This is a genomic window from Mycetohabitans sp. B3 (assembly GCF_021498065.1).
Lineage (GTDB): Bacteria > Pseudomonadota > Gammaproteobacteria > Burkholderiales > Burkholderiaceae > Mycetohabitans.
This window is the reverse complement of the sequence record NZ_JAHLKN010000027.1, coordinates 113,944-134,237: the sequence shown is the minus strand read 5'-3', so window position 1 is coordinate 134,237 and position 20,294 is coordinate 113,944. Positions and strand designations below refer to the sequence as shown.

Below are 20,294 nucleotides of genomic sequence, written 5' to 3'. Positions count from 1 at the left end.
CAGCCAGCGCAACGCCGTGAGCTTCGTCGAATGGGCCTCGGCTGCCTTCAAGGTGACAGCGCAAGACCAGGTATCTAGCCACGCCCCCTTGCACTTCGACCTGTCGATCTTCGACCTCTATGTCTCCGTTAAGAACGGTGCATGCCTTCACCTGATCGACGCCGACCTTGCTGCAAGCCCGCGTCATCTCGCCACATTCCTATCCGCCCGGGCGATCACGGTTTGGTATTCGGCACCGGCCATTCTAGGTATGCTGGCCGAACAGCACAAAGGGCGCAGCCCTACTCCGAACCAGCTACGGCTCGTGCTCTTCGCCGGCGAAGTCTTCCCCATCGCGAAGTTGCGCAGGTTGCTGCAGCTGTGGCCCCAACCAGCCTACTACAATCTGTATGGTCCCACTGAGACCAACGTGTGCACTGCCTACCGTGTACCCACGCCCATACCGGCAGAGCGCGTCGAACCGTTGCCGATCGGTCATCCCTGCGACCACTGCAACACGATCGTCGTCGATGAGCATCAGCGACCGGTACCCGACGGTGAACCTGGCCTGTTGTGCGTCGCAGGGCCATCTGTCGTGACCGGCTATTGGCATGCTCCCGAGAAAACGGCTCAGCGATTTTTTCAACTCGACGGCCAACGCTGGTACAACACCGGAGACGTCGTTCGCTCCTCGTGCGAAGGCTACCTCTTGCTGGGGCGGCTTGATCGTATGATTAAGCGTCATGGATACCGGATTGAGTTGGACGAGATTGAATCGTGTCTGGCTGCTCACCCTGACTTGACCGCCTGTGCGGTGGTCAGCTCCGGCTCCGACGGGAACACCACCATCACGGCATTTGTCGTGGACCGCGATGCCCCGGTCTGCCCCACAGATTTGAGTCGGTTCTGTTACAACCGACTCGCACAGTATATGGTGCCTGACCAATTCCGCTACCTTCCTGATCTGCCCCGCACCTCGACGGGCAAGACCCACTATCAACTTTTGGAGCGTCAGTGCAATGCCAAACCCGCCTGATGAACGACGAGTCGCGCTGCGCGAGCATGCCGCACGTTTTGCCCGCAACCAGCTCAGTATAGACATCGCAGCTTCCGACCGCGCCAGCACTTTTCATCGGGACGGCTGGCGCCGATGCGCAGAATTTGGCCTGTTCAGTATGGCCCTACCCGAGGAATACGGGGGAGCGGGCGCGCCGCTGTCCGACCTGCTTGCCGTCATGGACGGCCTGGGATACGGCAGCGAAGACTTGGGACTGCTGTTCTCGCTCAACGCGCACCTGTGGACCGTGGCCCTGCCGCTGGCCATCCACGGCACACCGGCACAGCGCTCGCGCTTTCTGCCAGGCTTGATGGATGGTTCGTTGATCGGGGCCAATGCCTCGACGGAAGACGAAGCAGGCTCAGACGTGTTCTCCATGCGCACCCAAGCGGTACGAGACGGCGACAGCTATGTCCTGAACGGTTCGAAAACCTACATCACTAACGCCCCCATCGCAGATCTGTGCGTCGTCTACGCGACAATCGACCCCACGCTCGGTCCACTTGGCGTCACCACGTTCCTGGTCGAGACGACCAACCCGGGCCTGGAGCTGAGCCTGCCTTTGGAAAAGATGGGACTGCGCACCGCACAGATGGGCCGGATCACGCTCACCGACTGCCGTGTCTCGGCCGATGCGATACTGGGGCGGGAGGGACGAGGCGTCAAGGTCTTTGAAAGTGCCATGGAGTATGAACGTGGATGCATTCTTGCCACCACGTTGGGCGCCATGCGCCGCCGCCTTGAAGCATGCATTACCCACACGCGTACCCGCCGCCAGTTCGGCCAACCCATTGGAAAGAATCAAGCCATCTCCCATCGCCTCGCCGACATGAAAGTCAACCTCGATGCCGCGTGCGAACTCGTCTACCGGGTGGGGCGGCTCAAGGATGCGGGCAAAGATGTCACACTGGAAGCGGCCTGTGCAAAGCTGTTCGTCTCGGAAACGTACACAAAGTTTTCGATAGACGCACTGCGCATTTACGGCGCACAAGGTTACCTCGCTCAAACCCCGACTGAAAGAGGACTGCGCGACGCCATCGCATCCCTCCTCTATTCGGGAACCTCTGATATTCAACGCAACATCATCGCCACCGAACTGGGATTATGAACCGACATAGCGATGCGTCAGCGTAGCGATCGAATCAGGTACGTGTCGCTGTGCGCGAAGGCGTCGAGCGCCGTTGCCGCCGCGTCGGCCGTGGCGGCCAGGTAAATCGGCTTGAGCGCCGTGGCCAGCAGCTTACGACCTTTCCAGCTTGCCAGGTCCAGCCAATTGCGGATCAAATGCACGATGCAAGTCTGGATTTGGGCGGCCGGGCATACCACCTCAATCGCCTCGGGAAAGCTGCGCGGGCCGTCGACTACCGCGATCAAAATGTCGTGCAGGCTCCGCATCCTTGCTCTGCATCCGCGCCAACAGTTGATCAATCAACTCATCGCGGAACAGCTTCGGCGCCTTTGAGTTCTTACTCTTCTTAGCCACTGTCGTGTCGGTCATAAATCGTTATTTTCGTTATCGTTTCATGACCTCGGCACACTAAAACTCTGGCAGGCTCGACATCGGTCTCAAGCCACTGATAACGCTCGTGTAGCCCGTAGAGCAATGGCATGGCAGAAAGCTTGGTGAAGACAATGAAGCACAACTACGTTGTGTTTATCCCCAAACCTGACGCAGCGACCGCCGTGCGCGACCTGGCTGTCGCCTTTGAGCACTGCAACGAAAGGCCCCTGCATAGCGCGATGAAATACCGCTCGCCGCGCGCGTTTCTTCACGACTACGCGAATATGGGCCGCAAGGTCTCGTGTCGCGGCGGCGGTCGAAGCGAGCGATATCGGAGCGGCCAAGCGAGCGCTGTCAAGCGCATCTGAAATTTGGCTCTGGTAGGTTCAACCGGTCGTCGCAACATCTTCTGGTCTAAGGAAAATCCAGGAGGTAAGGTAAGTGACCCAGAAAAGATGGGGCCTATCGGCCGCGCAGAAGGCGTTGTTGTGGCAGCGGTGGAAGGAGGGCGAGTCGTTAAGTGATATCGGGCGCTCGCTGGGCAAACACGCGGCGTCGATCCATGCCATCGTACGGCCGAACGGCGGCATCATGCCTATCGCACGCAAGCGCTCAGCTCGAGCATTGACGCTTGCGGATAGAGAGGAGATTTCGCGCGGCATCGGGGCCGGCTATTCGCTTCGCAAGATCGCAGCCAGCCTTGGTAGATCGCCGTCTACGATCAGCAGGGAAGTTACTCGCCATGGCGGCTTGAGTCAGTACAGAGCGGCGTTAGCGGACGCGAGGGCCTGGGAGCTGGCGAGGCGGCCTAAACTATGCCGCTTGGCCGTCAACGTCAAGCTTCGACAATGGGTTGCCCGGAAGCTGCAACAAAGATGGGCGCCAGAGCAGATCACTGGCGGGTTAAAGCTGAGTTACTCTGACGATGCATCTATGCAGATTTCGCACGAAACGATCTATCGTAGTCTCTTCGTCCAAGCCCGTGGCGTACTGAAAGCGGAACTGATGAAGCATCTGCGCACACGCCGCATGATGCGTCGTTCGAAAAAAGCTTGCGCGAAGAGACAGCCGCGTGGACAAATCATCGATGCGGTATCGATCCGTGAACGGTCTGCGCAAGCAGAGGACAGAGCCGTTCCCGGCCATTGGGAAGGCGACTTGCTCAGCGGCTCGAACAATACACATATCGCAACTTTAGTAGAGCGTCATTCGCGCTTCACTATGCTCATAAAAGTGAACGGAAAAGACACGGAAAGCGTCGTTTCAGCGTTAAGCAAGCAAGTTCGCAAGCTACCTATTGAACTGCGCCGATCAATCACCTGGGATCGGGGCATGGAGCTCGCTCAACACAAGAAATTCACGGTGACAACTAAGGTTCAAGTCTACTTCTGTGATCCTCAAAGTCCATGGCAGCGCGGCACGAATGAGAACACCAACGGCCTTCTGCGCCAGTACTTCCCGAAAGGTACTAACCTTGCGGGCTACTCGCAAGCAGAATTGAATAAAATCGCCATGCAGTTGAATCAACGTCCGAGAAAAACTTTGGGGTTCGCGACGCCAGCAGATAAACTAAACGCCAGCATCAGTGTTGCATCCATCAGTTGAACCTACCAGAGCCATTTTTACTTTGCGCGCAACAGCCTCCCACAGCGTGATCAGCGCGGCCCGCACCTGATCGTCGTAGCGTCGCTAAAGGCCGGACTTCGCCCTCGGCGGCAGAGGCTCGCGGCACAGCACACGGATGGCGTGCTTGCGGTGGTATCCCGTCACCTGGACAAACTCATCCAGTATCTCGCGCTTCTCGCTTTGGTCAGAACGGCGGTACCTCTCACCAACCATCCCTATCCATTCCCGTCGTGTTAACATGCTGAGCCGCCTCGCCATCAGTCGTCCCCACCAGCATTCTGACGGGTAACAAATTACATGAGGCAGCAGGCTTCGCCCGGTAGCAAAAAACCTGAGTCAATACGTGCGCAAATCGGCAGCAGCTTCTTCATCGACCATGGCACCGGCGTGATGATCGGCAAGACCGCGATCATTGGCGATCGCGTGCGGCTGTACCAGGCGGTCACGCTCGGCGCAAAGCGCTTCGAGGCCTGCGCAGATGGGACGCTAATTAAGGGCAATGCACGGCATCCCATCGTCGAGGATGATGTGGTCATCTACGCGGGGGCCACGATCCTGGGTCGCATCACGATCGGTCGCGGCTCAGTGATCGGCGGCAACGTGTGGCTCACACACAGCGTGCCGCCGGGCAGCGCGATCTCGCAAGGCCACGTGCGGCAAGGCGACACCAACGTGTCCGACGCGGGCGATGCGCTGGGCGCGTGACGGTGCTCGCTGTGGAGGGTAGAGTTGCATAATTCTTAAATAAAGCGCCGGCAAAGCAACTCAATATCGCAGTATTTGTAAAAGCGTTGACTAGGCCTGAAAATTGCGTACTCGTTACATAAGCGAACATCTGCCCAATGGAGTAGTGAAATGAAACACACATTGATCGGCGTGTTCGACAACCGCAACGATGCGATGCGGGCCGAACACGCATTGGCCGAAGCCGGCTTCCCACGTCCAGACATCAAAATCCATGATGCGCGCTGCAGCGCGCGCCCACTCGGCGAGAATCGGGAGCGGGCCGAAGCGGCGCACGCCGAGCCGGCCCCCGCTGCGCCACGCAATGAGACCGCCGCCGAGCATACTGCGCGAGACACGCCATCGCCGCTCAGCACCGGACTATCGGCGCCGATTGCACGTGATGCCGAGACACCGGCAGGCGCTAACGAGGTGCCAGTCCATCTCCCGTGGGAGCCGATCGAGCAATGGCTTGCCGCCGTATTCCACCACCGACGCTTTCCATTCCAGGCTGCCCGGTATCGGCAAGCGTCGCGTGACGGATCGGCGCTAGTCAGTGTCGACGTCTACGCGCACCTGCAGGTGCCGGTGGCGCGAGACACATTGCTATGCGCCGGCGCACAGTACGTCGACAGCCACATCACCCCGTTACAAAATGACGATGTACTCACGAGCCGCACCGCGCATCCGGCTGCATCACGTGCCGCACGCACGGATGCCTCATGTGCCGAGCCCGCGCCGCCACGCGATCCGGACGGCGCCAACAACACCGTCCGCTCTCTGACTGATGAACTGGGACTTACCGACCCGCTGGCGGACAACTCTCTCCGACTACTGAGTCGCCCGCCTGCACAGGCCGGTAACGTATGCGCCACGCGCGGTGCATCACGGGTCGCCCCTGCGAGCGGTGGGTGGCACCGTCTGAAGGCGTCGATCCGGCACGGCTGGAACCGCATCGTCGGCCATCGTTGACGCTGACGGTTCAGCGGTGGCGCTCTGAAGCAACATCTGCGACGTCCGCCTTACGCACGCTTGGAAATCGCCGCGAGCGCCGCGCTCAGGAAGCACCACGCGCGTCGATGTACGCCTGGCGGGTGCCCATGACCTTGCCAATCTGATAGCCGTACGCCGCACATGCATTGGCCGGCTCAGGGCCGCCCTTCCACAGTAATCGGTAACGCGCATCGGATAGCACGACGGGCGCCGGGTCGAACACCGGCCGATGCAATGCGCCGTTGTCGGACGCGCCACCGGAGGCGGCAACCAGGCCGTTCCATGTGGTGATATATCCTGTTCTCACACCATCGACGAACGCATCGGCATCGCACACTTGCGCCGGGGGAGTCATTCTCAACGTGACGTGATAGCCTGAAACGCCGCCTACCACGATATCCCGTGCCAGAGCATTCTGTCCTTTTTCGGCATTTGATGACGTGGCTTCGGCGCCAGGTGCCGCCGCGAGCGTCGAGGCCGTTGCTGGGGCAGCGGAGGACGGCAGCCCACCGCGCCCAGACCCGGCCCTCAGCGCCGCTGCGCCGGCGGGATCCACCTCGCTCGGGCCGGCGACTGGTGCGCACGCGCCGAGCCACGCCAATGCCGCAAAAGCGATTGTTGCGGCCGTGATCAGCCGCCTATGCCGGGAAATCTGCAAAACTGCCACATCCACCTCGCTACTTCGTCAAACAAGGATTCGAAACTTTACCAGCAATCGGCACGGCTTCCGCCGCCCGATACCTGATACCTGATACCCCCAAGCGATTTTGAGTGCCTGTCGAAATCTACGTCCCGACCCCATCATACCGACATCATGAGACAATATTGGCGCTTTGCGGCATTATCACCGGTCGAGTATCGATACAGCTGGCCTTAGGTGCCCTTTATCACCGGTGGGATGCGGCTTGCGGCACAATGGCGCGCTCGTGCTTAAGCCAGCGTTACACCACGCCATGGGCACTGCAAGGAAAATCATACAAGTGGCCTTCGAAGGCCATCATGGAGCGGGAGTCGACATGTCGTTCTTGATCGTAATTGCCGCATTGGCGTTTCTGATGTTTGCCGCCTACCGCGGCTACAGCGTGATCTTATTCGCCCCCGTGGCCGCTTTGGGCGCGGTACTGCTCACCGACCCGACCGCCGTCGCCCCGGTATTCTCCGGTATCTTCATGGAGAAACTGGTCGGCTTCATCAAACTCTACTTCCCCGTATTCCTGCTCGGCGCCGTGTTCGGCAAAGTCATCGAGCTATCCGGATTCTCCGAGTCGATCGTAGCCGCGGCCATCCGGTACATCGGCCGCTCACGCGCCAACGCCGTCATCGTCGCCGTCTGCGCGCTACTCACCTACGGCGGCGTGTCGCTGTTTGTGGTGGTGTTCGCCGTGTATCCATTCGCCGCCGAACTGTACCGGCAAAGCAACATTCCGAAGCGGCTGATGCCCGGCGCGATCGCGCTAGGCGCATTTTCGTTCACGATGGATGCATTGCCCGGCACGCCTCAGCTCCCGAACATCATCCCGACCACCTTCTTCAAAACCACCGCCTGGGCTGCGCCGGCGCTGAGTATGATTGGCGCAGCATTCATCCTTGTCGTGGGGCTGGCGTATCTCGAATGGCGCCGACGCACTGCCCTCAAGCGCGGCGAGGGCTACGGCACGTCACTGGTCAACGAACCGGAGCACGTCGAGTCGGCAAGCCTGCCACATCCCGCGCTGGCCCTCGCGCCGCTAGTGCTGGTGGGGGTGGCCAACTTCGCGCTGACCGAACTGCTCCCACAATGGTATGGCGCCGAATATACAGTGGCGCCCAGCGTGCTGCCCGGCGTGCACCCGCCGCTGAGTATCGCCACCAAGGGGGTGATTGCGATTTGGGCAGTGGAGGGCGCGCTGCTGCTGGGTATCGTGCTGGTGCTGCTCAGCGCGTTCACCCGCATTCGTGAGCGTTTTGCCAGCGGCACCAAGGCCGCGGTGGCCGGCGCGCTGCTCGCTTCGCTCAATACCGCATCAGAGTACGGCTTCGGTGGCGTGATCGCGGCACTGCCCGGCTTCTTGGTGGTCAGCGACGCACTACGCAGCATTCCCAATCCGCTGGTCAACGCCGCGATCTCGGTGTCCTCGCTCGCCGGCATTACTGGCTCGGCGTCCGGCGGCATGAGCATCGCGCTGGCGGCGATGTCCAACATGTTCGTGGAGGCCGCGCAGACGGCCCAGATTCCGCTGGACGTGCTGCACCGAATCGTGTCCATGGCCAGCGGCGGCATGGACACGCTGCCGCACAACGGCGCGGTAATCACGCTGCTGGCCGTCACCGGTCTAACTCACCGCGAATCCTACCGCGACATCTTCGCGGTCACTGTCATCAAGACGCTCGCCGTGTTCTTCGTGATCGCCGTATTCTACGTCACCGGACTGATCTAGAAAAACACAGGTTCTGGCCGTCGTATTCGGTGGCCAATATGGCCGAATTGCCGAGATAGAGGCGGGCGGGATCGCGCGCGGCATCAGGCGCAACGCCGCGCAGTGCGATCACTGCGAATCACGAGCGTGCCACTCGTTTGCGACGCTTCGAGCAAAGCGTCGCGTACCGCGATTAGAACCGATGGCGCAAGCCGATTCCCGCGGCAACCTGGTTGCCGGTAGTCGACGGCGACAGCGTGTTGATCGCGGCGAAGTTCGCGCCGAGCTTACCCAACTGGCCGGACGCATGCTGGTACACGCCTTCAACGTAGACATCGGTGCGCTTAGACAGGCCGTAATCCGCCTGCAGCGAGACGGTATGCCACTTCGGATCGCCGTTGCCGTCCGCGCTACTGACGCGCCCGTCGGTGTACGTATAAGCCGCTGCAAGGCTCAGCGCCGGCGTCAGCGCATAGCGGCCGTTGATCTCATAGTTGTCCATCCCGAGATTCGTGCCGCCGAGGCCGCCAAAAGTTTGACCGCCGAGATTTACGCCTTGCATATTGTCAAAGCGCGTATGCGTCCATACGAAACCGACATTCGCCGGGCCGTACGCATAGCTTGCGCCGACGCCATACGTACGTTGAAGCGCGGCAGCTACGTTTGCATCGCCATTGCCCAGGGCCACCGCACCGGTATTTGTGCTGCCCGAATTGTTCAATTGCAGATACGCGGCGGCCACATTGAGCGGACCGTTCGCATAAGACGCGCCGACGCTCCATGCGCGGTTGTTCGAGAACTGGCCGGCCGCGTTGCTGAATCCATACAAGCCGCCGAACTGCACGCCGTCATAGTTTGGGCTCGTGTACTTAACCGCGTTCTTGATCGAGAACGCGTGGTCGAGATTGTCGTTGTCGAACGGGTGGCCAGCGAGGTTGTTACCATACCCATAGCCCGCCGCGGACAGCGGTGCCAAGTAATCAACCACCGAATCGTATTGGCGTCCCAGGGTCAACGCGCCATACTGATCGCTACGTAGCCCGACATAAGCTTGCCGATTGAAGATCGAACCACTTTCGCTATATCGTCCATTATTCAAGTTAAAGCCGTTCTCCAACTTGAAGAGGGCATGCAGGCCGGCGCCCAGGTCCTCGTCGCCACGCAGTCCGAAATAGGTATTCGATACCGAGCCGCTTGCTTGCTGCCAATTGCTGTGGCCCAGTTGATTGTTGGTATAGACCAGACCTGCATCAAGCGTGCCGTAAAGTGTCACGCTGCTTTGCGCGTGAGCCGAGACAGCAAACGTGCCGCACACCGCGGCAGCCAATAGAGTCTTTTTCATCTGCTTCTCCTATGCTATTTAGATTGGGCCTCCCGAGACCGTGCCGTCTGTGCATTCGGCTAATCGATAGTCCAGCATACGCCGTGGGATTAAGTCGAGTGTATGCCCACACTGGAAGGGTCGCATGCCGCATCGCGCAATAGTCCTTTTCGTTATCTGTGATAAAGCGCATGGCGCGCGTTAATGCCTGAATTTATTGGATTTATCCAAATCATTTGGGCGAGTCAATAACGATATGCAATGCTTTATGTTGCTCGATTGCGACGCGATGCTGGAGCCCTATCCCCGCTAGCATCCACCGGCCTTTACCAGTGTCCAGGTAACGACACTTTGCGAACTAGAGAAGCAGCACTTCCAATATCTCACTATTAAGAGACGGTTTCGTAAAGACTATTGCGCTCACTGACGGGTGTTCTAGCAGAGCAAGCAATAACCGAGTTTGAGAAACGCTTCGTGAATGTCAGCGCGACGTTCAAAGCAAATACGCAGACGGCGGAAATGATGCAGCCAAGCATGCGTACGCTCGACGGTGGCCCAACGCAACTTCCCGGGGCCACTGCCGTGTGAGTGGCTTCGTCGGGCAATGCTTGTGGGAATGTATCGCTCATTAAGGATGCGTCGGTATTTTTTGTGGTCGCAATCACGGTCGGCGTACACGCGGCCAGAATAGTTCAGAGGCCGCCCACATACGCCACAATTGGCACGATGGCCTCAACCAGCGGAATCAGTTGTGTTACATCGTGACGGTTGGCGCCAGTCAAGTTTGCCGTGATCGGCTTTCCGTTGGCATCGAACCTTTTTGCGGTTCGCACTCGTTTTCGTGCATAAACGCGATCAAACCGTTCGCCGTAAGACAGACGAGCGCTTGGACGAATTCGACGCCGCATTGGCGGCTCGCATCGTTACAGCCAGCGATCCTTTACGGGCGGCTGTCTTGTGGTAAGCGCAGCATTAACGTCATAGGATGCACTGGCGAGGATTGGAATCCGTAGCGCTCGTAAAACTGACGCGCACGCTCATGCAGCGCATGGACAAGCAAAGCTTGAACGCCGACATTTTCCGATACAGCTTGCACCCGGCATACCGCGTCTTGCAGCAAGGCTGCGCCAAATTTAATGCCCTGGGCTCGTAGGTCGACTGCAAGCCGGGCCAGTACCATTACCGGAACCGGGTCCGGCATATTGCGACGAACCGCGCCAGTGGCTTGCTGATGTGAAACCGCCCCTGCTGCCAACGCATAGTAACCGAAGACGCGATGGTCTGCATTAGCCGCGACAAATGTACGGCTGGCTCCGCTCAGGTGGTTGATTAACGCTCGACGCTTAAGCCATTCATTCAAAGCTGACTCGCCACAGTCGAACTCGTCAAGCCGATGCTGAGCGCATAGGGGCTGTGGGGCAAAAAGTTCCACCCTCACTTCCAGGGGGCCTTAATTTTCATCAAGCGCTTAAGGCCCGGATTGGCACTTTGCGGCGCATCTAAAATTGCCACGAACTGCTGGAACTTGTCAGCGTCCAGATGGAAAAAGACCTGATCCAGCACAACCGCTTGCGCTCGCTCGCACGCAACTTCAAGCATGAAGTCAGAGCGGTTCTTGCCGAGTAGGCTTGCGGCATGGTCTATTAGATCGCGCTGTTCAGGCAATGCACGCAGATTAATAGCGGCGTCTCGCATGTTAAGCTCCTTTGCATATACAACAGATACACTAAACTAGTGTGTATCTATTGTCAACACAACAGAACCGCCAGCCAGCATTTGAGGTGCCTGGCCTGACAACGGGCGTTGCGGAAATGGTCGGATCGATTCCGCCGGCGTTGCTGATCGCCGTTTCGCCGAATTGGCCGCCTGCGGGAGATTTCAGTCTATATTCAGTCGTCGATGTGCGCCAGGTGACCTTTTCTCCCCGCGGTGTCGTTGTGCAGATCATTATTACGTATAAGGGAGACAAAACGCCCGAGGTAGAAGCCGAAGCGATGGTGAGAAAGCGGCTCGAACCATGGTTGAGGCCAATACGTCGCTCGAAGCTATTCAGTGGGCGCGTTCGCTAGACTACAGCTGGCGCGCTGCGATTTGGAAAGCCTGTGTGGCTGAGGTCGATGCAAGAAAGCGTCGTGAGCGACGCAAAACTGAATCGGGTAGGCCGGATCTACAATGCTGGCGTGCGGACAACTAATAAGGTTAGCCAAATCGTTTGGCTGCTTTTTGGGGTGATGCTGGCTAGTTGATTGGCAGGCTGACCCGAAGCGCGACAAGCTTCGTCATTCAGGGCGGGGAAAACAGTGTTCAACAGTCGCCGCCAAAAAATCTATACTGCTGTATAGACGTAGTCTGTAAAGGTTTTTTATGATCGATACCCGTATTGCCAAGCTTTTCAAAAATGGGGCCAGCCAAGCAGTACGCTTGCCGCTAGAATTTCTTTGAGTTACTCCGTTCCATTGATGTGCCGGACGAATTTTTTGGCGACCGCCCGTTGAACATGGCGCCGCAAGATCAAGGGATTTTGGGTGATGAACTTCCCTTGAAGAACCAAGCGTGTCGGTAACTATGCTGTATCTCTTGGGCACCGACATCACCAGCTATCTAATCAAAGACAAGTCGCCCGCGATTGAGGCCAAATTGGTGAGTTTAGTACCAGCGACAGTCTGTATTTCGGTGATGACCCGGGCCGAACTGCTGTACGGCCTGAAGCGTTTGCCTCTCGGGCATCGTTTGCATTTGGCGGTACGTCAGTTCCTCAAAATCGTTCGTACTTTACAGTGGGACGCCGAAGCGGCTGATTGGTATGCTGAGATTCGTCACCAGTTGATCAGCACCGGGCAACCTATTGGCGAGATGGACATGATGATTGCCGCGCACGCGCTTTCAGCGGGTGCGATATTGGTCACCAACAACAGTCGCCATTACGATCGGATCGAAGCGCCGCTCATCCTGAAAAACTGGGTATAGTGCACGAGGCGACTTGAGTCGGCAGGCGGTGTGCGATTCACAGACATCGGTGGCAAGACGCCCGTCGATCGCATAGCAGAACTGGGCGAACTGACACCTCTCGCGCAAGAGGTAGCCAGTGCCTACGACGAACTGAAAGAGCGCGTCCAACACCGCGAATGGCGACTCGACAAGACCCTTGCTAAACATCACCGGCGCGTGTTGGAACTCGTGGCTCCGATAGGAGATGCAAGTTCCAACATGTCACGAAAACGGCCCCCTAAAAAGCGAAACGATGTCCGTGAATCGCACAAATTCAGTGCGCAGGGAACGCACCAACTTGATCGAATCGCGCCGATCCGTCTTCACGCGCTCGCCCAGCTTTTTGGGAATCAATGACGGTGCGCACACCATGCAGTCGAATTCCTTCTGCAGGAGCTGGCGGTAAAGTCCATAGCCGCATGGGCCTGCCTCGTAGACGACGCAGACGTGGCGCGCTTTCGACTGCAGTCGCTTGCACAAGTGATCGATGTCCGCCTTCGTGGTGCCGATCTTGCCGAGCAGTTTCACCTCGCCCATGCCGAGCGCATAGGCGACCGTGATCGAGTCTGGCACAGGCGCCGCACTCACGCACGCCCGGCCGCTGTGCGCTGCGTGGGTTCGACCCAACGGAAGGTCAAGTTGAGCCGTTCAGCAGCCAGTCCAGCAGCCTTCGGCACGCGGTGCTTCCATTCAGCCTGCGTCCGGCCTCGCATCACGAGCAAACTGCCGCTGGTGAGCCTGAGCCTATGCACGACCCCGGTCGCATTATGGCGCAACTCGAAGGTGCGCGCCGCCCCGAGACTGAGTGAGCCGATGATAGGCTGCTGGCCCAACGACGCTTCGTCATCGGCGTGCCAACCCATGCCATCCTTGCCGTGACGGTAGCGATTGAGTAATACGCTATTGAACCGCGTGGCGGCCACGCGCTCCACGATTCGACGCAGCGCCAGCACCGTGGGCGTCCATCGCGCCGGCACGTTCACAATGCCGGAATATACATAGACGACGTCGGGATCGCCCTGCCAAGCGGTCAACCGCGGCAGCGGAATGCGGCCGCGCGGCGTGTTGATCCAGTCCTGTCGCCACGCGACCTCGTCCATAAGCTGGCGCAGCGAGTCCGCCACCACGGCAGGTGTGAGGCAATTCGGATACCAATCTATGTCCGGTTTCGGAACGTCATCAAAAAGATCCAGCATAGAACGACGAAACGACGCATGAGCCCTGATAGTATCTTTTTTGTCCCAACCATTCAGGATGCACACCATGTCGGTAGAACAGATCCGGGCAGCGGAAACGCGGGCCATGCAGCGCGTGGTGACCGCGACCCTTGGCGTGCAAAGTGCATTCGCCGCGCTGCAGAAACAATTCCCGCCTGAAGGCGACGGCCGCCCATCGGGCTTCGCGCTGAGTACCTTTGACGCGGCACTGCAGGAACTGGAAGACGCCCAACAGGCGTTCGACGAAGTGCTCAGCTCAATGCTCGACGGCCTGGGCTGAGCAACGCAGCCAGTGTCGCAAACGCTGCGCCAGCGTGCACGGCGCGATGGGAGGCTGCGCCTGTTTGCCGTGCGGCTCGAGCGGCGACGCGCCGGGGGATGCGGCCGTCTTACGGTTTAGAATTCACCGCGGCGCGCCCGCGCCCGCGCCGCCTTGACGTCCGCTTCCCGTTGCGCATCGCGCGCATCCGTGCGCCGAGCGCGCTGCGTCAAGCTGTTCGACAACATGCGCATGGTCGACGTGCGCCGCCGCACCGTCAACTTGCCGACATCGACCGTATGCGCGACTGGTCCAAGCGCCCATTGCAGCGCAAGCAGCCATCCAAGAACCGTCCACCCCAGGCAGACATTGAACAGAGCCAGCATCAACGTATCCGGCCGCTTGCGCCGGTCAGCCACGATCGACGGGGCAAAATACAACAGCAACACCGCCAGTGCCTGGACCAGTTGAATGATTGTGATCCTCATGTCCGACACTATAGTCGAGCTTGCCCCGTGCCGCAGCACGAGGACCGGCGATGCCCGGCGCCGAACGCCGAAGCCGCAACGAACAGGCGTGCGATCCGCCATTTGACAAACGGACAGGGCGGCTTCCTGTATGCTCACCACTCCTGCCGGCCAACCTGGCCGTTGAAATGGTCAGTACCCTCTCACAACGCTGTATGAAGTCCAAGCCAATTCGCACGCCGCAGCAGCCGGCTCGCGGCACGCATCCAGGTGCGCCGACGCCGGATGCGCTGTCGGCCAGCAACTCATGGGCCGCGCCGCCCTTCGCGCTACGTCGCACTGCACTTATCGTACTCGCCGCCCTGCTATACCTGCTGCCCGGCATACTCGGCCACGCGCCGTGGAAGCAAGACGAGACCTATTCGTTCGGCATGATCCAATCGTTCCTGCACGGCAAGGACTGGATCGTCCCCATCAACGCTGGGCAGCCGTTCATGGAGAAGCCACCGCTGTACTACTGGGTCGCAGCGCTGGTAGCCGGGAGCCTGTCGCGATGGCTGCCGCTGCATGACGGCGCCCGGCTCACGACGGTGCTGTGCGGCGCCGTCACACTGCTGGTGTTAGCGGCGTGGAGCCGCCTGCGCGCGCGCGACAAGAGTCATACCGGCGGCGCAGCAGCGCGTGAGTGCCGCGATCCATGGCAAGCGACGCTCGTCACACTGTCGCTGTTCAGCGGCACCCTGATCATGGTCAAGCACGTACACGACCTGTTCACGGACGTCGCACTGGTAACCGGGACCGTCTGCGCACTGTACGGCTTATACCGGATCGCACTGCGCATGCAGGCTGGTCACAGCGCAACGTTCACCAACGTGGCATGGTTCGGCATCGGCACCGGCATCGCGCAGATGACCAAGGGATTGTTCATCCCCGGCGTGCTGGCGCTGACCGCGGCCGCATTACCGGCGCTCACGCCCGCGTGCCGCTCGCGCCGCTACGTCGCGGCGGTGGTGCTCGCGATGGGGCTAAGCGTACCGTTTTTTCTCGTCTGGCCGGCACTGCTCGCCCATCGCTCGCCTGAGCTGTTCATCGACTGGTTCTGGGACAACAACGTGGGCCGCTTTCTCGGTTTCTCAGTGGATCGGCTGGGCTCCGACAACGATCATGCGGTGGTACTGCGCGCGCTGCTGATCGGCGCGTTTCCGAGCGGTCCACTGGCCCTGTACGCGCTCGCACGCGGCGGCTGGCGCAAGATCACCGAGCCGGCGACCGGCATTGCGCTGCTTTTCTGCGTGTTCGGCATCGGACTGCTCAGCCTGTCGGCGACCGCACGGGTGCTGTACCTGTTGCCGTTCGTGGCTCCACTCGCCGTGCTCGGCGCGGATGGAGTGGCCCAATTGCCCGCCGCGCTGCGACGCGGATGGAGCGCGCTGAGCCTCGTGCTGTTTACCGCGTTCGGCGCGTTGGCCTGGTTCGTTTGGGCGGTGATGATGCGGCCGATCGCGGCGCACGACGCCGCCCGATGGTTACAAAAGTGGCTGCCGCTGGACTACGTGGTTCCGTTCCAGCCGCCAGCGGTGGCGCTGGCCATTGCGTTGTGCATCGCCTGGTTCGCCGCATGCCAATATGCACGACGGCTCGGACCCGCCCAAGCGCCATTTGTCTGGTGCGCCGGCGTGACGCTCGCCTGGGGGCTTGTCTTCACGTTGCTGCTGCCGTGGCTGGACCGCGCAAAGAGCTATACGCCAGTGTTCGAGCAACTGGCCGCGTCGCTCCATGCCGACTGGCACAGCGGCGATTGCATGGCCAGCGTTGGCCTCGGCGAATCGGAAGCGCCAATGCTCGAATACGTGACCGGTATCGTGCATCGGCCTGTGCCGCCCGACATGGCCGCGTCGAGCGCCTGCCGCTGGCTGATCGTGCAGGATGATACGTCGAAGCTGGACGCAGGTTACGACGGCTGGAAACGCGTGTGGCAAGGTGCCCGCCAAGGCGATACGCATGAGCGCCTGCGCGTGTTCGTGCGCGAGGACACGCGATCGTAGGCACACAGGCCGCGGCACGGGTACACGCAACAGTGTCGAAATTGTAAGCAATTAACCAATATATTTCAGATTGGCGCGCATCAAGAAAAAATATGACTGATCTTCGCCCCTTGTTGACATACAATCTTTCGAATGGCTTTCATCTAACGTGGATCACGACTAACTGACCCGCCGATGGATCTCGACTTCAACGACGCTTTTAATGCCGTCAAGTTCGCCGTTTATGCCACCGACGGCCGACACTCCGTGCAGGCCGCTGCCGCGCCCCCGCGGCCCGCGCGCACCGGTCACGTCGTTTGTAACGCTGCATTGCCCGCGCCAGCAAGCCGAACCACGTATGATGATCTGCCGCCGGAGGTGATCCAGCAAATCGCGTCGTACCTGTCGTGTGACGATATCGCACAGCTTTCCGCGCTGAACCAACGCTCCTATGGGATCCTGCGCGAACGACGACTGGCATGGCGCAACTGCCGACGGGCCGAAACGATCGTGGACCTCGCGTCGCTGCAACAGTTGCTCGACGATACGCAGGACCTCCAGTTCGAGCCCCGCCTGCGCACCGACCCCGTCGTGGCGCTCTGGTACCGGCTGCCATGGCTGCCGGCCGCCGAACGACCGGAGGCCTTCAAACGCCTATTCCGCGCGGCAGACGGAATCCCCCGACATGGCCATGTCATCCAACAACCGATGATCGTATCGATTGCCCAATACGCACCGCAACAGCGCGTGGAATTATTCGACTTCATGCAGGCGATTGCCGAGCAACATCGGAACGGCCATCAGAACCTGTGGGCGTCGCTTGCCTCGACGCTGTCATGCCTGCCATTGGGGCCGTCGCAATTCGCGGCGCGGTATCAGGCGCTGTTGGGCCGCCTACCCTCGCTTGACCAGACGCAACAAGCCGAACTCATCGCCGTGTTGGCGACGCAACTATCTGTATTGCGCGACAGCAGCCACGGCGCGGCCCTCGACGTGTCGATGGAATACCGGAATATTGCAGGACTGGACACGGCGCCTGCCGCCCTCGCTTCAAGGTGCGCCAGTCGGCGCATTAGCCGCGGCTGTGAGCGGACTGCCCGATGCACAACGCCCGTTTCGCTACGCAGACATGCAGCAGCTGGCGTTGGGGCTGCCATCCGAACAGCTGATGATCACGCTGCAACAACTGCTGCTGGGGCTGGCCACCTTGCCCGCAGCGCAGCACGCCGACAAACTCTCGATGCTGGAGTCCGCACTGTTGCGCACGCCCCCTCCGGTGCGCATACAAGCAGTCCACCGGCTGATCGAAACCACGCCTCGGTTGCACGACACGCTGTCGCGGCAGATTTGGCAGCGTGCGCTGCGTTTGCTCGATGGCAGTGACACAAACGGCGTCGATGCGCTGGAAGTGCTGGATGCGGCCCGGCGCGATGGCGTGATTAACATGCTGGGCAAAGGACAACGGCAAAATGCCGTGAGAGAAACAATAGCCTTTGTCCAACGCAACCACCTCACCAAGCAAGCGGGTGCAGCACTACTTGCCTGCTTCATACCGTGACCGCGAAATCCGGTGGTGGCCGGCAACAAAGTGTCCACTTGGAGTGACCCGTCTATCAGCGCCTGCGCCGGTAGCATGTGACGTTGTGTCACCAGGTCACCTCTGTATGGCAGCGTGCGCATTCTCTCGCACGCTGCCCACGCGCACCGTTGGAGGGTTATTTCTCGGGCGAGGCCGGCGGCGTCGGTAGGTCAGGCCAACGCGGTTCTGTCAATTCTGGCTCGACTCGGATTGGCGTCAGCCTTGAACCCCGTCTCCGCACATCGCCATGACCAGACACCGTCGTCTCCGATACGCTGGTCCGCGGCAGATGGAGCACGCCATCGTCCTGCGCGAAAACACTATCGGCCGACTGGCGCCTTCTTGGCTGCCATGTCGGGCCCGTCCGCAAACAATTTTCGGCTTCTTGCAACAGTGCAAAGGTTAACTGGCACGCTCGTTCGAGGCACTCGTCCTCTGACAGACCTTCCCGGAACGGATTGCTTAGCTGGTCGAGCCAACTGCGGTCCAACTGGCGCGGCATCGATATCCAGGTGTCCTCCTGCTGCACAAGCACGCTGTCCGCCAGTGAGTTGCGCGTCGTGTCACCCATCATGTCCAGCTCCAGGCCGCTATCGCGTTCTTGCAACAATATATCGGATCGTGCGATCGTTCGACTTGGCTTCTCCTTGTGTGACAAACCGCCAACGGATGCATCGTCGCGCGACGCATAAAGCCACTGGAGGCCTCCTCGGAGTAGTAACCGCGATACTTCGTCCAGATAAAACAAGTCTCGCCGTGAATCACCCTCTTGAAAGCCGCGATAGCTTTCCACCTGGATTCGATTGGCAAGCGTGGGATGCACATTCAGGCGGCTCAGTTCAGACGAAAACGCCTGCTCCTGAACGTCTGAACCATATGCGATAAACAGCCGAGGCGCGTCAGCTACCGACAACGCTTCGACTAGCGCGCCTGCTGACCATGGCGGTGCCTCGCTGCTTTGGGCGCAGAACGAATCATTGGCGCAACGTCGGATATCGCCAGCGACATCGTACGGCGACTGCCACAGACGATCGAGCTCGGCAGGCAAATGGCGCGTGGCGTCAAGACCAAGATCGGCATCCAGGTGTAGGAGCCATTGCGCGCCCAGCTCCCACGATATCTCGGCAGGCGGCTCCCGATGTTCGGCACGCCCGTCCGGCCCCAAGACCGGCGAGAGCATCGCCATGCCGGCGAACCCGTGAGGCCTCGTTTTCAATAAATCCATTGCATGACCGGCCACACGTGCACCGTGAGTGACAAGGTACACTGGCGAGCCACGCCTCTGATGCGCATCTAGATAGTTATCAATGAAACGCATTGCCATCCTCCCCGCATGAGGGCTGCCCCAAAAATCGCCCAATCCCGATCCGGTAGGATGGACGAAAATCAGATCGGACACGTCGAGCAACGTAGAGACGTTGTCATATCGATCCCAACATTCTCGGCCCGAAAGGTTCCCGACGATAGGACCGACCGTTGCCAGCAACAGATAGCCGGTAGAACGCAGCGGATCCTGTCGAACGCTGTCACCGAACAAGAAGGTGACTGGGCGGGACGAGGGTTCCGCATCGCGCTGGGTGTAGGCCACGTAGACGATCCGGTCGTCGTCGGATGCGCCCTCAATAGGCACCATGCCGACGGTAGCCGCTAAATCCAGTGTTCCGTCACTGACCTGCATTTGAAAATAACTCGTGACAGCTTCCCCGAACAGCCCTGAAGCAGGCTTTTCGGATGACGCCGAAGTCGGCCTTTCGGACAGCACCGAAGCCGAGTTTTCGGAGGACATCGAAGCCGGCTGCTTGGACAGCGCCGAAGTATGAAGGACGGTCACGGTCCGCGTATCAGGCTGGCCGGCAACCATCGCGTCGCCGACACCGGGCTCGCCTCCTCCTCCGCCACACGCATTCATGGACAGCGCAACAGCGATCACCATTGCGCTGGAGGATACTCGACCTGGCTTAATCAACCGGCAAAGACATTTATTTAATTCCATTTTCATGATGGTCACCATTTTAAGTGGTTAAAAGCAGCCCTCCGAAGAACCGGATAATCTTTAAAAAAGACCGACGGCCTTCTATTAAATGTTAGACGCAGAGCAATAGCGCTGCCTCGGCACCGGCGTGCGCGTCAACTCATTTGCTGGCTGAACTGCATGTAATGCAAT

16 protein-coding genes and 6 pseudogenes are annotated in these 20,294 nt (G+C 59.7%); 12 read left to right on the top strand and 10 right to left on the bottom strand.

The window, feature by feature from the left end; all coding sequences use genetic code 11:
• Window positions 1–1,015, top strand: a 1,015-nt coding sequence (locus tag KQH55_RS09040; protein WP_235090633.1) for an AMP-binding protein, incomplete at its 5' end; no start/stop codon positions are given.
• Entirely contained in the window at window positions 999–2,144 is a 1,146-nt protein-coding gene (locus KQH55_RS09035) for an acyl-CoA dehydrogenase family protein (protein WP_235090632.1), read from the top strand. The genes KQH55_RS09040 and KQH55_RS09035, both read left to right, overlap by 17 nt.
• A 56-nt stretch (window positions 2,145–2,200) precedes the next feature.
• Here KQH55_RS09035 and KQH55_RS09030 read toward each other — a convergent pair.
• Window positions 2,201–2,422 (bottom strand): annotated as a pseudogene (locus KQH55_RS09030) (transposase); the annotation flags it as partial.
• 173 nt (window positions 2,423–2,595) lie between these two features.
• Between KQH55_RS09030 and KQH55_RS09025 the strand changes: the two are divergent.
• The 4 genes and pseudogenes from KQH55_RS09025 to KQH55_RS09010 all read left to right on the top strand — a co-directional run.
• Window positions 2,596–2,803, top strand: a pseudogene (locus KQH55_RS09025) (integrase core domain-containing protein); the annotation flags it as partial.
• Window positions 2,804–2,978: 175 nt separating this feature from the next.
• Window positions 2,979–4,142 (top strand): IS30 family transposase, encoded by a 1,164-nt coding sequence (locus KQH55_RS09020; protein ID WP_235090631.1) that lies wholly within the window; start codon window positions 2,979–2,981, stop codon window positions 4,140–4,142.
• A 366-nt stretch (window positions 4,143–4,508) separates the two neighbouring features.
• A pseudogene (locus KQH55_RS09015) lies at window positions 4,509–4,868 on the top strand (serine O-acetyltransferase); the annotation flags it as partial.
• Window positions 4,869–5,018: 150 nt separating this feature from the next.
• A complete protein-coding gene (locus tag KQH55_RS09010; protein WP_076793964.1) occupies window positions 5,019–5,858 on the top strand; it encodes a hypothetical protein in 840 nt (279 codons plus the stop codon).
• Window positions 5,859–5,943: 85 nt separating this feature from the next.
• On the opposite strand, the gene KQH55_RS09005 is transcribed toward KQH55_RS09010, so the two are convergent.
• Window positions 5,944–6,234 carry a hypothetical protein gene (locus KQH55_RS09005; RefSeq protein WP_235090630.1) on the bottom strand — a complete coding sequence of 97 codons (291 nt, stop codon included), beginning with the start codon at window positions 6,232–6,234 and terminating at the stop codon, window positions 5,944–5,946.
• A gap of 661 nt (window positions 6,235–6,895) precedes the next feature.
• Here KQH55_RS09005 and KQH55_RS09000 point away from each other — a divergent pair.
• Window positions 6,896–8,296: a GntP family permease gene (locus tag KQH55_RS09000; protein ID WP_076793967.1), complete on the top strand. Its 1,401-nt coding sequence runs from the start codon at window positions 6,896–6,898 to the stop codon at window positions 8,294–8,296.
• A gap of 172 nt (window positions 8,297–8,468) precedes the next feature.
• Here KQH55_RS09000 and KQH55_RS08995 read toward each other — a convergent pair whose 3' ends face one another.
• From KQH55_RS08995 to KQH55_RS08980, 4 genes and pseudogenes are all read right to left on the bottom strand, one after another.
• Window positions 8,469–9,617, bottom strand: coding sequence for a porin (locus KQH55_RS08995; protein WP_235090629.1), 1,149 nt, complete (start codon window positions 9,615–9,617; stop codon window positions 8,469–8,471).
• A 414-nt stretch (window positions 9,618–10,031) separates the two neighbouring features.
• Window positions 10,032–10,408, bottom strand: a pseudogene (locus KQH55_RS08990) (transposase); the annotation flags it as partial.
• A 128-nt stretch (window positions 10,409–10,536) separates the two neighbouring features.
• A complete protein-coding gene (locus KQH55_RS08985) occupies window positions 10,537–11,034 on the bottom strand; it encodes a GNAT family N-acetyltransferase (RefSeq protein ID WP_076793970.1) in 498 nt (165 codons plus the stop codon).
• Window positions 11,031–11,291: a DUF1778 domain-containing protein gene (locus tag KQH55_RS08980; RefSeq protein ID WP_076788410.1), complete on the bottom strand. Its 261-nt coding sequence runs from the start codon at window positions 11,289–11,291 to the stop codon at window positions 11,031–11,033. The genes KQH55_RS08985 and KQH55_RS08980 overlap by 4 nt, the downstream gene beginning before the upstream one ends.
• Window positions 11,292–12,161: 870 nt before the next feature.
• Here KQH55_RS08980 and KQH55_RS08975 point away from each other — a divergent pair.
• Entirely contained in the window at window positions 12,162–12,563 is a 402-nt protein-coding gene (locus tag KQH55_RS08975) for a type II toxin-antitoxin system VapC family toxin (protein WP_076793973.1), read from the top strand.
• Between the two features lie 45 nt (window positions 12,564–12,608).
• Window positions 12,609–12,830: pseudogene (locus KQH55_RS08970) on the top strand (IS481 family transposase); the annotation flags it as partial.
• A 33-nt stretch (window positions 12,831–12,863) separates the two neighbouring features.
• Here the strand turns inward: KQH55_RS08970 and KQH55_RS08965 are convergent.
• Window positions 12,864–13,172, bottom strand: a pseudogene (locus KQH55_RS08965) (IS110 family transposase); the annotation flags it as partial.
• Window positions 13,169–13,780, bottom strand: a complete 612-nt coding sequence (locus KQH55_RS08960) for an alpha-ketoglutarate-dependent dioxygenase AlkB (protein WP_076793975.1) — start codon at window positions 13,778–13,780, stop codon at window positions 13,169–13,171. The gene KQH55_RS08960 and the pseudogene KQH55_RS08965, both read right to left, overlap by 4 nt.
• Before the next feature lie 67 nt (window positions 13,781–13,847).
• On the opposite strand from KQH55_RS08960, the gene KQH55_RS08955 reads away from it, so the two are divergent.
• Window positions 13,848–14,081, top strand: coding sequence for a hypothetical protein (locus KQH55_RS08955; protein ID WP_076788704.1), 234 nt, complete (start codon window positions 13,848–13,850; stop codon window positions 14,079–14,081).
• Window positions 14,082–14,197: 116 nt separating this feature from the next.
• On the opposite strand, the gene KQH55_RS08950 is transcribed toward KQH55_RS08955, so the two are convergent.
• Window positions 14,198–14,548 (bottom strand): superinfection immunity protein, encoded by a 351-nt coding sequence (locus tag KQH55_RS08950; protein WP_076793977.1) that lies wholly within the window; start codon window positions 14,546–14,548, stop codon window positions 14,198–14,200.
• Window positions 14,549–14,742: 194 nt separating this feature from the next.
• Here KQH55_RS08950 and KQH55_RS08945 point away from each other — a divergent pair, with 194 nt between their 5' ends.
• Together KQH55_RS08945 and KQH55_RS08940 are read left to right on the top strand one after the other, a co-directional pair.
• Window positions 14,743–16,572 carry a glycosyltransferase family 39 protein gene (locus tag KQH55_RS08945; protein ID WP_235090628.1) on the top strand — a complete coding sequence of 610 codons (1,830 nt, stop codon included), beginning with the start codon at window positions 14,743–14,745 and terminating at the stop codon, window positions 16,570–16,572.
• 1,063 nt (window positions 16,573–17,635) lie between these two features.
• Window positions 17,636–18,109, top strand: a complete 474-nt coding sequence (locus KQH55_RS08940) for a hypothetical protein (protein ID WP_139337265.1) — start codon at window positions 17,636–17,638, stop codon at window positions 18,107–18,109.
• 157 nt (window positions 18,110–18,266) lie between these two features.
• Here the strand turns inward: KQH55_RS08940 and KQH55_RS08935 are convergent, their stop codons facing one another.
• The gene (locus tag KQH55_RS08935) at window positions 18,267–20,063 is read right to left on the bottom strand and encodes an acetoin dehydrogenase E1 component beta-subunit (RefSeq protein WP_235090627.1); all 1,797 of its coding nucleotides are present in this window, start codon (window positions 20,061–20,063) and stop codon (window positions 18,267–18,269) included.
• Window positions 20,064–20,294 lie beyond the last annotated feature (231 nt).

Coding starts and splice junctions, on each gene's coding strand:
- KQH55_RS08995 (WP_235090629.1), bottom strand. CDS start 9,617: ATGAAAAAGACTCTATTGGCTGCCGCGGTGTGCGGCACGTTTGCTGTC.
- KQH55_RS08975 (WP_076793973.1), top strand. CDS start 12,162: ATGCTGTATCTCTTGGGCACCGACATCACCAGCTATCTAATCAAAGAC.
- KQH55_RS08935 (WP_235090627.1), bottom strand. CDS start 20,063: ATGGTGATCGCTGTTGCGCTGTCCATGAATGCGTGTGGCGGAGGAGGA.
- KQH55_RS08945 (WP_235090628.1), top strand. CDS start 14,743: ATGAAGTCCAAGCCAATTCGCACGCCGCAGCAGCCGGCTCGCGGCACG.
- KQH55_RS08950 (WP_076793977.1), bottom strand. CDS start 14,548: ATGAGGATCACAATCATTCAACTGGTCCAGGCACTGGCGGTGTTGCTG.
- KQH55_RS09000 (WP_076793967.1), top strand. CDS start 6,896: ATGTCGTTCTTGATCGTAATTGCCGCATTGGCGTTTCTGATGTTTGCC.
- KQH55_RS08980 (WP_076788410.1), bottom strand. CDS start 11,291: ATGCGAGACGCCGCTATTAATCTGCGTGCATTGCCTGAACAGCGCGAT.
- KQH55_RS08955 (WP_076788704.1), top strand. CDS start 13,848: ATGTCGGTAGAACAGATCCGGGCAGCGGAAACGCGGGCCATGCAGCGC.
- KQH55_RS09005 (WP_235090630.1), bottom strand. CDS start 6,234: ATGACTCCCCCGGCGCAAGTGTGCGATGCCGATGCGTTCGTCGATGGT.
- KQH55_RS09035 (WP_235090632.1), top strand. CDS start 999: ATGCCAAACCCGCCTGATGAACGACGAGTCGCGCTGCGCGAGCATGCC.
- KQH55_RS09010 (WP_076793964.1), top strand. CDS start 5,019: ATGAAACACACATTGATCGGCGTGTTCGACAACCGCAACGATGCGATG.
- KQH55_RS08960 (WP_076793975.1), bottom strand. CDS start 13,780: ATGCTGGATCTTTTTGATGACGTTCCGAAACCGGACATAGATTGGTAT.